Annotated in this window: 11 protein-coding genes; 4 read left to right on the forward strand and 7 right to left on the reverse strand. The window is 46.4% G+C overall.

The annotated features are described in order from the left end of the window. Nucleotide 1 precedes the first annotated feature (1 nt). The gene (locus ABDW33_RS12165) at nt 2-796 is read left to right on the forward strand and encodes a class I SAM-dependent methyltransferase (protein WP_343690337.1); all 795 of its coding nucleotides are present in this window, start codon (nt 2-4) and stop codon (nt 794-796) included. 131 nt (nt 797-927) lie between these two features. Then, nucleotides 928-1,701, forward strand: a complete 774-nt coding sequence (locus ABDW33_RS12170; RefSeq protein WP_343690338.1) for an alpha/beta hydrolase — start codon at nt 928-930, stop codon at nt 1,699-1,701. Between the two features lie 62 nt (nt 1,702-1,763). Here the strand turns inward: ABDW33_RS12170 and hemL are convergent, their stop codons facing one another. Genes hemL through hemA form a run of 7 tightly spaced genes read right to left on the reverse strand, consistent with a single transcriptional unit; the run spans nt 1,764 to nt 8,875 of the window. Further along, nucleotides 1,764-3,050: a glutamate-1-semialdehyde 2,1-aminomutase gene (gene hemL / locus ABDW33_RS12175; RefSeq protein ID WP_343690339.1), complete on the reverse strand. Its 1,287-nt coding sequence runs from the start codon at nt 3,048-3,050 to the stop codon at nt 1,764-1,766. Nucleotides 3,051-3,066: 16 nt separating this feature from the next. After that, on the reverse strand, nt 3,067-4,035 hold the full coding sequence (hemB, locus tag ABDW33_RS12180) for a porphobilinogen synthase (RefSeq protein WP_343690340.1): 969 nt from the start codon (nt 4,033-4,035) through the stop codon (nt 3,067-3,069). Between the two features lie 27 nt (nt 4,036-4,062). After that, nucleotides 4,063-4,971 carry an oxygen-dependent coproporphyrinogen oxidase gene (gene hemF / locus ABDW33_RS12185; RefSeq protein ID WP_343690341.1) on the reverse strand — a complete coding sequence of 303 codons (909 nt, stop codon included), beginning with the start codon at nt 4,969-4,971 and terminating at the stop codon, nt 4,063-4,065. Continuing rightward, a complete protein-coding gene (gene hemE / locus ABDW33_RS12190; RefSeq protein WP_343690342.1) occupies nt 4,971-5,996 on the reverse strand; it encodes a uroporphyrinogen decarboxylase in 1,026 nt (341 codons plus the stop codon). Before hemE ends, hemF begins: the two co-directional genes overlap by 1 nt. A 5-nt stretch (nt 5,997-6,001) precedes the next feature. Next, complete coding sequence (locus ABDW33_RS12195; RefSeq protein WP_343690343.1) at nt 6,002-6,706, reverse strand: uroporphyrinogen-III synthase; 705 nt, start codon at nt 6,704-6,706, stop codon at nt 6,002-6,004. Continuing rightward, nucleotides 6,696-7,616: a hydroxymethylbilane synthase gene (gene hemC, locus ABDW33_RS12200; RefSeq protein WP_343690344.1), complete on the reverse strand. Its 921-nt coding sequence runs from the start codon at nt 7,614-7,616 to the stop codon at nt 6,696-6,698. The genes ABDW33_RS12195 and hemC overlap by 11 nt, the downstream gene beginning before the upstream one ends. A 5-nt stretch (nt 7,617-7,621) precedes the next feature. After that, nucleotides 7,622-8,875, reverse strand: coding sequence for a glutamyl-tRNA reductase (gene hemA / locus ABDW33_RS12205; protein WP_343690345.1), 1,254 nt, complete (start codon nt 8,873-8,875; stop codon nt 7,622-7,624). Nucleotides 8,876-9,213: 338 nt separating this feature from the next. Here hemA and hemH point away from each other — a divergent pair, with 338 nt between their 5' ends. Together hemH and hemG are read left to right on the forward strand one after the other, a co-directional pair. After that, nucleotides 9,214-10,251, forward strand: a complete 1,038-nt coding sequence (hemH, locus tag ABDW33_RS12210) for a ferrochelatase (RefSeq protein ID WP_343690346.1) — start codon at nt 9,214-9,216, stop codon at nt 10,249-10,251. Between the two features lie 2 nt (nt 10,252-10,253). Further along, the gene (gene hemG, locus ABDW33_RS12215) at nt 10,254-11,594 is read left to right on the forward strand and encodes a protoporphyrinogen oxidase (protein ID WP_343690347.1); all 1,341 of its coding nucleotides are present in this window, start codon (nt 10,254-10,256) and stop codon (nt 11,592-11,594) included. Nucleotides 11,595-11,682 lie beyond the last annotated feature (88 nt).

Raw genomic sequence — 11,682 nt, forward strand, 5'->3', positions numbered from 1 at the left:
GATGAATGTACAGTGGCAACTTGCTAAGAAATACCTGAATTATTACTTCACAGCCGGTAACCGGCATGATGTACACTCTCCGTTTGTGTATACCATGATTGAAGACGTATTGAGAGATAAAAGCCAGCCTGCTGATTATAAAGCAGTCGAACAACTGCGGAAAGACCTGCTGAAGAGTAATGAAACCCTGCAGGTAACTGACCTCGGGGCAGGATCCCTCATGAACGCCGGCAATGAACGGGCTGTGAGAGATATTACCCGCCACGCTGCGAAACCGCCTAAATTCGGACAGTTATTTTACAGGTTGATAAAATACTACCAACCGAAGTATTTGCTGGAGTTAGGTACTTCTATGGGACTGTCTACATCCTATATGGCGAAAGCTGCAGCACCAGGTGCAAAGGTGTATACGATAGAAGGGTGTCCGAATATCGCAGCAAAAGCAGGAAAGAATTTTCAGTCCCTCGGTATACAGAATATTACCCAGCGTGTAGGAAATTTTGACCACGTGCTGGCAGGTGTGCTGGATGAATTGCCACAGTTGGATTACGTATTTATCGATGGAAACCATCGCTCTGTACCAACATTGGAATACTTTGAACAGTGCCTGGCAAAGGCGCATGATCACTCCATTTTTATCTTCGATGATATTCACTGGACGGAGGACATGGAGAAAGCATGGAAGACCATTCAGGATCATCCGCGCGTAACATTTACCGTTGATTTGTTCTTTATCGGGCTGGTGTTCTTCCTGCCGGATATGAAAATCAAACAACACTTTGTATTAAAATATTAAAGGGTACCACCAGGTACCCTTTTTCGTACCGTACAAACGGGGCATTCAATTGCATGCCAGATGTATGCAAAATTTAAAAATTTGTTTTCACAGTAAGGAACTTCCTATTTTACGCACTTAAAGTTCCACCCATGATGAAGACATATTTTACCGTGCTGCTATGCCTGATCATATCTCTCGCAACAGCACAAACACCCGATTACAGTGCCTACAGCTATGAGCAATACATTCATAACGGCGATACCCTCCGTTACCGAATGCTCACTCCTTTGCACTACGACATCCATAAAAAATACCCCCTCATCGTATTCCTCCATGGCTCCGGAGAACGTGGCCGTGACAACGCTGCCCAACTCACACACGGTGGCGCATTGTTCTTAACAGATTCTATCCGGGAAAAATACCCTGCATTCGTCATCTTTCCTCAACTCCCGAACGATTCTACCTGGGGACCACTGGAGCGTACAGAAACAGGCCGTATGTTCCCTGCAGATGCACCTCCTACAGCCTCCGGCAGGTTAGTGGGAGAACTGGTAGACAGCTTAAATAAAACAGGAAAAATCGAAACGAAGAAAGTCTACATCGGGGGATTATCGCTGGGTGGGATGGGTACTTTCGACCTGCTGGCCCGTTACCCGCAAAAGTGGGCTGCCGGCTTCCCGATCTGTGGTGCCGGTGCCGTAGAGAACGCAAAGAAATTCAAAAACGTTCCTGTCTGGATCTTCCATGGTGGTGCTGATCCTGTAGTGCCTGTACAAGGTTCAAGAGATTACTACGAAGCACTGAAAAAACTGAAGGCAGAAGTAAAATATTCTGAATATCCCGGTGTAGGACATAATAGCTGGGATAATGCTTTTGCTGAACCGGATCTGGTACCCTGGCTGCTTTCGCACAGGCGTAAATAAAAAATAAACGCCCCGACTTGACCGGGGCGTTTTTCCACTCTGCACAGGATTTGAATTGTTAACTATTTCAGGGACTCAATAGCGCTTTTTGCAGCTGCGATTGTTGTGTCCAGATCTTCGATTGTCAAAGCATTACTTAAGAACCAGCTTTCGAATGCAGAAGGCGGCAGGTAAATACCTTTTTCTAACATTGAATGGAAGAAACGCTTGAATAATTCGTTGTTTGCGCCGGAGGCTGCGTCAAAATCAATAATAGGATATTCTGCGAAATGCACACTCAGCATTGAACCAATGCTATTTACCTGATGAACGATGCCAGCCGCATTTAATACTGATTGTAAACCACCTGAGAGGTATGCTGTCTTCTCTGCCAATTGCCGGTAGATGTCAGGATTGTCGTTTAACGTCTGCAAAAGCGTATAACCAGCTATCATGGCTATAGGATTGCCACTCAATGTTCCTGCCTGGTAGACTTTACCAGCCGGAGCTACATTTTCCATGATTTCCTTACGTCCGGCGAAGGCACCTACAGGCATACCTGCGCCAATTATCTTGCCAAAGGTAACCAAATCTGCTTTAATATTGAACAGTTCCTGCGCACCCCCTCTGGCCAAACGGAAACCTGTCATTACCTCATCAAAGATCAGCAGGATATTATGTTCATCACAGATGTAACGGAGGCCATCCAAAAACCCTTGCTGGGGGAGGATGCAACCCATGTTGCCCGCTACCGGCTCCACGATAATTGCTGCTATCTGGTCCGGATACTCCTTCACCAGATTTTCCACAGCCGGTAAATTATTGTATGGAACGGTCAACGTATCTTCCGCAACAGTTTGCGTAACACCCGGCACAGATTGTATACCTAAAGTAGCTACCCCGCTGCCTGCATTCACAAGAAATGCATCGGCATGACCATGATAGTTACCCGTAAATTTGATGAACTTATTGCGACCGGTAAAAGCCCTTGCTACACGCAGGGCCGACATGCAGGCTTCTGTACCTGAATTTACCATACGCACCATATCAATATTCGGTACCATGCGCACGATCAGCTCCGCAATCTTAGTTTCCAGTTCCGTTGGCGCACCAAAGGAAGTAGAATAGGCAGCATACTCCTGAATAGCTTTCACCACCGGTTCATAGGCATGCCCCATGATCATTGGTCCCCAGGAATTGATGTAATCGATGTATCTGTTGCCATCTACATCATAGAGGTATGCACCCCTGGCGCTCTTCATGAAAACGGGTGTTCCGCCTACACTCTTGAATGCGCGTACAGGAGAGTTTACACCACCGGGAATGACATTTTTTGCCTGGTCGAAAAGTTTATTGCTTTGCTCGTACATGGTAGTTAAAAGCTGTTTATTGTAATAATTTAGCTGCGTCTTTCGCAAAATAAGTAGCAATCAGGCTTGCTCCTGCACGCTTGATGCTGGTCAGAGTTTCCAGTACTGTCTTGTTCTCATCCAGCCAGCCTCTCTGTGCGGCTGCTTTGATCATTGCATACTCTCCACTCACATGGTATGCACTGATGGGTACATGCACATTATCTTTCAGGATACGAATGATATCGAGGTAAGCCAATGCAGGTTTTACCATTACAATATCCGCGCCTTGTTCTATATCCTGCTGTGTTTCCAGGATCGCTTCTGTCGCGTTCGCATAATCCATCTGGTAAGTTTTCTTGTCACCAAAACCCGGTGCAGAATCCAGTGCATCACGGAATGGTCCGTAGAAACAGGAAGCGTATTTTGCACTATATGCCATGATACCCGTGTTCGTAAAGTTATTCGCTTCCAGGATATTGCGAATGGCCAGAATACGCCCGTCCATCATGTCACTGGGCGCTACAAAATCAGCACCTGCCTGTGCATGGCTCAGGCTCATACGGGTCAGTACTTCTACTGTCGCATCGTTTACGATCTGCTCATTCTCTACAATACCATCGTGGCCATAGATAGAATAAGGATCCAGTGCCACATCCGTCATTACCACCATACCCGGAACAGCATCCTTGATGGCTTTGATACTGCGCTGCATCAATCCGTCGGGATTTACGGCTTCAGTACCTTTATTATCTTTCAGGTTATCAGGAACCATTACGAACAGCAGTACACTTTTTATACCCAGACTCCACAGTTCTTTCACCTCTGTAATGATCAGATCCAGTGAATACCGGTAATAACCGGGCATGGAAATGATCTCTTCTTTTACATTATTTCCCTCTACAATGAATAAGGGGGCAATGAAATCGCTCGGCCTTAAAATCGTTTCCGCTACCATAGCACGTATGGAGGGATTAGTCCTCAAAATTCTGTTACGGCGAATCATAGTATCTCTGTTTTTGTTGTTAGCAATTTATGCCCATTCACGTGGTTGCAGGTATTCTACCAGCCGGGCTTCAGGACTACCTGGTTCCGGGTGATAATCATACTCCCAGCGGGCTCTTGGAGGTAAGCTCATTAAGATAGATTCAATTCTGCCATTCGTCTTCAGGCCAAATAGTGTACCCCTGTCATGGATCAGGTTGAACTCTACATAACGACCTCTCCTGTACTCCTGCCAGTCTTTATTGGCAGTAGTATAAGGCAGGTCTTTTGTCTTCTTTACGATCGGCAGATAAGCTGGAATAAAAGCTTCACCGGTCGCTTTGCTGAACCGGTACAGATCTTCCCCGGTCCTGTTCGCATCAGGGCGCTGGTAATCGTAGAAGATACCGCCAATGCCGCGTGTCTCATTATTACGATGCTTGTTTACAAAGTATTCGTCGCATTGTTTTTTATAGAGCGGATATATTTCTGCACCAAAAGGATCACAGGCATTTTTAAAAGTGCGATGGAAGTGTTTACCATCTTCTTCATCCAGGTAGTAAGGTGTGAGGTCTGCCCCGCCACCAAACCAGCTGTCTTTGATACCACCTTTCTCATCGTACAGTTCAAAGTAGCGCCAGTTAGCATGTACTGTCGGTACGTAGGGATTGAGTGGATGGATCACCAGCGAAATACCGCAGGCCATAAACTGTGCTTCCGTTACACCAAACTGTTTTGCCATCACTTCAGGCAATTCACCTTCTACTACAGACGTGTTTACCCCACCTTTCTCAAATACATTACCGTCTGCGATCACACGGGTTTTCCCACCGCCGCCACCAGGCCGTTCCCAGCGATCCTCGCGAAAGGTAGCTTTCCCATCTATATTTTCCAGTGCTGTACAGATATCATCCTGCAGCTGATGTATAAATGGAATAAATTGATCTTTAACACTCATTAGTACGCTTTTACTGTCTCAACAAATGCTTTTGCGTGATCGACCGGTACATTTGGCAGAATGCCGTGTCCCAGGTTGGCAATGTGTCTGTGCCCACCAAAGCTTTTCAGCATGTTCTTCACCGCTTTTTCGATCTCCGGGATAGGCGCCAGTAATTTAGCAGGATCGAAATTACCCTGTAAAGTTACGTTCGGACCGGCAAATTGTCTGGCAAGTTCAGGTTTGATGCACCAGTCTATACCAAGGCCATGGGCGCCGGTTGCAGCCATTTCTTCCAGGGCAAACCAGGCTCCTTTTGCAAAGAGGATAGTAGGGCAGACGTCTTTCAGCGCTGCTACGATCTGGCGCATGTATTGGAGAGAGAAAACTTCAAAATCTTCAGGACTCAGCATACCACCCCATGAATCAAAGATCTGAACGAGGTCAGCCCCTGCTTTCACCTGTTCTTTCAGATAAATGATGGTAGTGTCTGTGATCATTTGCAGCAGCTGATGGGCTACCGCGGGTTGCTGATAGCAGAATTGCTTGGCACCGTCAAACGTTTTGGAACCACGGCCCTGTACCATATAGCACAGCAGGGTCCATGGCGCACCTGCAAAACCGATCAGCGGAACTGCACCATCCAGTGCCTGTTTGGTCATACGCAGGGCATCGAATACATATCCCAGTTTATCATTTACATCAGGTACACATACCCGCTTCATGTCTTCCACACTCCTGATAGGATCTGGTAATACGGGGCCTGTCTTTTCGATCAGCTGTACTTCGAGGCCCATGGCCTGTGGTACTACAAGGATATCGGAAAAGATAATGGCGGCATCTACGCCCACCTGGTGTACAGGCATAACAGTGATTTCTGTCGCCAGCTCAGGTTTCATACAGCGTTCAAAGAAGGAATATTTTTCCCGTAGCTTGATATAATCAGGGAGATAACGGCCGGCCTGGCGCATCATCCATACAGGGGTACGTTCCGTTTTCTCTCCGCGTAAAGCTCTCAGTAAAAGGTCATTCTTTAATGCGTTCATTCGTCTTAATTATGATTGTTAAAATAAGTTATTGCAAGTTGCAGAAGGGCCTGGGCAGATGGTTTATCTTCATTCACCACAACCGTATTGCTGGTATATTCTTTCAGTGAATCGCCGGTAGTATGACCGATTGCAAAGCAAACCGTGTCTGGTGCAAGGGTATTATTTTGAAAATAAAACGCTACTGCACTGGGGCTGAAAAAAAGGATACCATCGACGGGGCCTTCAATTGGAATGGAGTCAGAAAGTGTTTCATACACGATCACTTCCCTGAGCGCGATATTATTTTGCAGCAGGCGTTCCGGCAATACATCCCGGCGTATCTTACTACAGAAAAAAGCAGCTGAATGAATATTTTCGTCAGCGATTATCTCACTGGCCAGCGAGGCGCCATTATCACCGGTCGCAACAATGGCTGCCTGCGGAAATATTTTTTGAACCGTATCAAGCGTGTTGCCTCCTATGCAACAGATCCTTGCCGGAGGGATGGCAAATTCCGCAATTGCTTTTACAGCATGCTGGCTGGTAAAAACAGTGACATCGGATGTTTGTATCAGTTGATTGATCTCCTCTTTACCTTCTGTAGAAAAATAAACAGGTGTTATCTGTAAAAAGGCATGTGTGCGAAGCAGGATATTGTTCTCCTCAGCTATTTCATGAAGAATAGCAGGGAGCGTTTTCGTACTTAATATGGTGTACCTATTTGCCATTTTTTATCTGTGCTACAATTTTATCCCCACCTTGTGCGAGAATTTTTTCAGCAGCACGCTTGCCTATACTACCAGCCTCCTCCAGGGGAGCAAGATCCCCGATGCTCAGCAAAGTATCTCCATTCAGGCTGCAAAGTTCACCGTTGAAATGCACGACACCATCTTTAATAAAGGCATACGCACTGATAGGAGTGGTACAACCACCCATCAGTGTGCGTAAAAAGTCGCGTTCAATACGTGTGCATAATGCAGTAGACAGATCATTCAGTGCTTCGAGTGCCTGGCGGCAGTAATCATCCTGCTCACGACATACTGCCACAACCGCGCCCTGCGCAGGAGCGGGCAGCATCCAGTCTATTTCCACAGAAGTAGCGGGTCGTACACCAATTCTTTCCAGTCCGGCGGCAGCAAAGATGGCACCATCCCAGTTTTCAGCAGCCAGTTTCTGCAGGCGTGTATTTACATTTCCACGCAGGTTGTGCAGCTGATGCTGTGGATATTTACGCAACCATTGTGCCTTGCGACGTACGCTGCTGGTTGCGATATTTGCCACATAATCAGGTTGGTCCAGGAAAGCAGTATCTGTTTTATATACCAGCAGATCTTTTACAGGGCCTCTTTCGAGTACCGCAGCCTGTATAATACCTGCAGGTAGTTGTGTGGGAACGTCTTTGAGAGAATGTACGGCGATATCAATTCGTCCGTTCAGCAAGGCAATATCAAGGCTTTTGGTAAATATGCCCTGTACGCCTATTTCATACAGTGGAGTGACGAGGTCTATATCGCCTTCGCTTTTTATGGGCACCAGCACAGTACTATAACCCTGTGCTTCCAGGAGGTCTTTCACTTTATTCGCCTGCCATAATGCGAGCTGGCTTTCCCTTGTGCCGATCTTGATTTCTTTATTCATTATAATTAATCCTGCTTAACTCCTGCCTCGAAAATATCGTTGATCATGGAGATGTACTGGTCACTCTTATCTGTTTCCCGGCGCACTTTTCCAGCCATCAGGTTGATCATTTTCTGGATGATACGAGATGAGACAGCTTCCATATCTTCCAGTTTATATTGCGCACCGTTTTTCTGCTGCTGGATCTCTTTGGTATGAATCTCCTGCAGCTTATCTTTCACGGCTTTGAGTACCACTGCATGCTTACGCATCTTATACCAGTACAGGAACTCATTCATATGCTCCTCGATAATGGAAAGTGCTTTGGGCACTTCCTGCTGGCGCATCTGCAACGTTTCGTCCTGGATCTTTGACAGTTCATCTACGTTTACCAGAGAGATATGGGGGAGTTCACAGACTTCCGGTGCCACATTGAAGGGGATAGAAAGATCTATGATCAGTTTGGGTGCTGAACCTTCAAAGTGACTTTTGAGAATATTTGGTTCTGGTGCATTTGAAGCCACCAGGATAATATCGGCTCTGTTCAGTTCTGCGGAAAGGTTTTCGTAGGGCGCATAGCGGAGGCCATGTTGTTTTGCAAAGTCTTCGGCTACAGACAGTGTCCTGTTGACCAGTGTTACATCTGCAACGCCCAGGTAATCCATCATGTTCTTGATGGTGTTACGACCTATCTTACCTACACCTACCAGTAATATCTTTTTATTGAGGATGTCCGGCACTTTGTATTCCAGCATGCGAACAGCAGCAAAAGCTACCGATACAGTACCGGCACTGAGTGCGGTTTCATTCTTAATCAGTTTGGATACCTGCAGAACGCTGTTGACAAGTCGCTCCTGGAAACCGCCGAGGCATCCGTTGGTTTTCGCGAACCTTGTTGCGTTGCGGATCTGACCAATAATTTCATAGTCACCCAGGATCTGAGAATCGAGACCGGTACCTACCTGGTACAGGTGCTTGATGGCCTCTTCGCCCGATTTAACATAGGAGAGCTGGCTGAAGAGGTTGCAATCGCCTTCTGTCTGGCGACACACCATTTCTACCAGTTGTTGTGGATCTTCAGCAAAGCCATAGATCTCTGTTCTGTTACAAGTGGACAGTACGAACACATCATCGAGGTACGCAGATTTTGCCTGCTCGAGCAATTGCCCGTATTGTGCCTGATTGATTGCGAACGACCCCCTTATAGCTGCATCTGTCTTTTTATAGTTGATACCAACTATATGATAGTGGGCTATATCCTTTGATTGACTACCCTGCATTGTTTATTATAAGCTTCCGGTGCAAAAATACATTCCTACAGTGCAACATCAGGCTTCATGCTGTCATTAGTTAGTCATTTCCACTGATGGTGATCAGGATTAGGTGAAAAATGATTTTTATCAGGTTGTGAGGTGTTTCTGGTCAGACTACCTTGAAATGATGATCCAGGTTGGGTTCCGGGCCTGTCAGGGGCTGTTCCGGCCCTGCTGAGGATTCCAATAGTGACTATTTTGAGTGGGATAAATGGCAAAATAGGTCACTATCCGTTATTTCAACAATTGTATGACATTTGCAGGACGTCAAACCTATTACATTTGCATCAACTTTAAAGATACGAATGGAAGCTAAATCTGATATAGGAATCATTCTGATGAACTTAGGTTCACCAGATTCTACCGCAGTACCCGATGTTAAGCGATATTTAAATGAATTTCTGATGGACAAAAGGGTGATCGATTACCCTTACCTGTTTCGTTTATTGCTGATCAAAGGTATCATAGTACCCCGGCGCGCGCCGAAGTCCGCTGAGGCATATCAGTCTATCTGGTGGCCGGAGGGTTCGCCCCTGATTGTATTGACAAAGCAATTGCAGAATGCAGTGCGTCATGACCTGGACATGCCGGTAGAAATAGCGATGCGTTATGGTAATCCCTCTCAGGAAGCGGCCTACGAAAACCTGCTGAAACAGAATCCGAACCTGAAAGAGGTGGTGTTACTGCCGCTGTATCCACATTATGCAATGTCATCTTATGAAACAGCGGTGGAGCATGCGAAGAGTGTACATAAAAAGAATAAGTACCCGTTCAAACTCACGGTGGTACCTCCTTATTATAAAGAACCTGATTACATCAATGCACTGGCAGAGAGCATGCGTCCTTACGTGTCTCAGGACTTTGACCACCTGCTGTTCAGTTATCATGGCGTACCGGAAAGGCATATACACAAAGGTGATATCACCGGCAAGCATTGTCTGAAGGTAGCCGATTGCTGCCATGTAGACTCTCCCGCACATGATTTTTGTTACCGTCATCAGGTTCATATCACTGCAGAACTGGTAGCAGAAAAACTCAATATTCCACGCGAGAAATGGAGTGTATCTTTTCAATCCAGACTGGGAAGGGAAGAATGGCTCAAACCTTACACGGCTACGCAACTGGAAGAGTTGCCTAAGCAAGGTGTGAAACGCCTGCTGGTGGCTTGCCCGGCGTTCGTATCCGATTGCCTCGAAACACTGGAAGAAATAGCGGTGGAAGGAAAACATTCTTTTATCAGTAGCGGTGGAGACAGTTTTACTATGATCCCCTGTTTGAATATACACCCGCTATGGGTGCAGGCAATCGTGAAGTGGATGGGGGCGATGCAAGCCAATAATTAATCATGGATACACAACAACCTGTTATCATCGTAGGCGCCGGTATTGCCGGGCTATGCATCGCCTACGAGTTACAGAAAAAAGGAATCCCTTATCAGATACTGGAGGCAGGAGATAAGGCCGGAGGCGTGATCCGCTCTATGCACGTCAAAGGGTATGAGCTGGATGCAGGACCTAACTCTATTGGTGCTACACCAGATACGTTGTCGTTTCTCACAGAGATCGGATTGAAAGATGAAGTGATGGAAGCAACGGCTGCCAGCAAAAATCGTTTTCTCGTTCGAAACGGACAGTTACATAGCATTTCGCCCAACCCGGCAAAAATAATCAGTTCGAAATATGTAAGTGGTGGTGCTAAGTGGCGATTGTTCACAGAAAGTTTCCGCAAAGCAGCGACCACTACAGAGGAAGAATCCGTTTCCTCCTTTGTGACCCGCCGTTTTGGTACGGAGATCATGAAATATGTATTTGAACCCGTACTGTCCGGCATTTACGCAGGTAATCCTGATAAATTGTCTATACAGGAAGTATTGCCCATGCTGCCAAAGTGGGAAAAGACCTACGGTAGTGTGACCAAAGGCATGATGAAGAGTAAAGGTGAAATGGGTGGACGCAAGATCGTTGCTTTCAAAGGCGGTAATCAGGTATTGCCGGAACGCCTGGTATCATTGCTCAAAACACCCGTGAAATTAGGCTGTAAGGTAACAGGCATTACCAAAGGTGCTGCAGATTATATCGTACAATATGAAGAATACGGACAGACACAGATGCTGAATGCCGCACAGGTGATCTTTACCACGCCTTCCTATGCTACCGGTAGTGCGATCACTACCCTCGACGCAGGATTGTCTTCCACGTTAAAGGAATTGCATTATCCACATATGGGTGTATTGCATCTTGGTTTTGGCGAAGCAGCCAAAAGCAAAATTCCGGAAGGCTTCGGTTTCCTTGTACCGCATGCGGAAGGGAAACATTTCCTGGGAGCGATTTGTAACTCTGCTGTTTTTCCGTCCAGGGCACCTGAAGGAAAAGTATTGTTCACGGTATTCATAGGCGGTGCACAACAGGAAACATTATTCGATACGATAGGTGCTGCACAGTTGCAGACAATCGTTGTAAAAGAATTCATGGAACTGCTGGGGCTGACCACACCACCTGAGTTACAACAATTCAGTGAATGGCAGAAAGCGATCCCGCAGTTGAATGTAGGTTTCGCTGCTACCAGGCAACAAATAAAATCATTTGAACAGAGATATCCTGGTATTATCATAGCAGGTAATTATGTGACAGGTGTTTCTATCCCCGGTATCATTGCGGGGGCAAAAGGAATTGCTGAACGCATTTAAACGGGCCACCGGTTATGCCGCTCCGCCGTTTTTTGCTGATGCTCCCGGCATCAGCAAAAAACGGCGGTTCTCTTTTAGTGATAAAACA

Origin of the sequence: Chitinophaga sp. (genome assembly GCF_039596155.1) — a bacterium.
Lineage (GTDB): Bacteria > Bacteroidota > Bacteroidia > Chitinophagales > Chitinophagaceae > Chitinophaga.

What these genes read in the sequence shown, in the direction of transcription:
- ABDW33_RS12165 (WP_343690337.1), top strand. Translation starts at nt 2, where the DNA reads ATGAATGTACAGTGGCAACTTGCTAAGAAATACCTGAATTATTACTTC.
- ABDW33_RS12170 (WP_343690338.1), top strand. Translation starts at nt 928, where the DNA reads ATGATGAAGACATATTTTACCGTGCTGCTATGCCTGATCATATCTCTC.
- hemL (WP_343690339.1), bottom strand. Translation starts at nt 3,050, where the DNA reads ATGTACGAGCAAAGCAATAAACTTTTCGACCAGGCAAAAAATGTCATT.
- hemB (WP_343690340.1), bottom strand. Translation starts at nt 4,035, where the DNA reads ATGATTCGCCGTAACAGAATTTTGAGGACTAATCCCTCCATACGTGCT.
- hemF (WP_343690341.1), bottom strand. Translation starts at nt 4,971, where the DNA reads ATGAGTGTTAAAGATCAATTTATTCCATTTATACATCAGCTGCAGGAT.
- hemE (WP_343690342.1), bottom strand. Translation starts at nt 5,996, where the DNA reads ATGAACGCATTAAAGAATGACCTTTTACTGAGAGCTTTACGCGGAGAG.
- ABDW33_RS12195 (WP_343690343.1), bottom strand. Translation starts at nt 6,706, where the DNA reads ATGGCAAATAGGTACACCATATTAAGTACGAAAACGCTCCCTGCTATT.
- hemC (WP_343690344.1), bottom strand. Translation starts at nt 7,616, where the DNA reads ATGAATAAAGAAATCAAGATCGGCACAAGGGAAAGCCAGCTCGCATTA.
- hemA (WP_343690345.1), bottom strand. Translation starts at nt 8,875, where the DNA reads ATGCAGGGTAGTCAATCAAAGGATATAGCCCACTATCATATAGTTGGT.
- hemH (WP_343690346.1), top strand. Translation starts at nt 9,214, where the DNA reads ATGGAAGCTAAATCTGATATAGGAATCATTCTGATGAACTTAGGTTCA.
- hemG (WP_343690347.1), top strand. Translation starts at nt 10,254, where the DNA reads ATGGATACACAACAACCTGTTATCATCGTAGGCGCCGGTATTGCCGGG.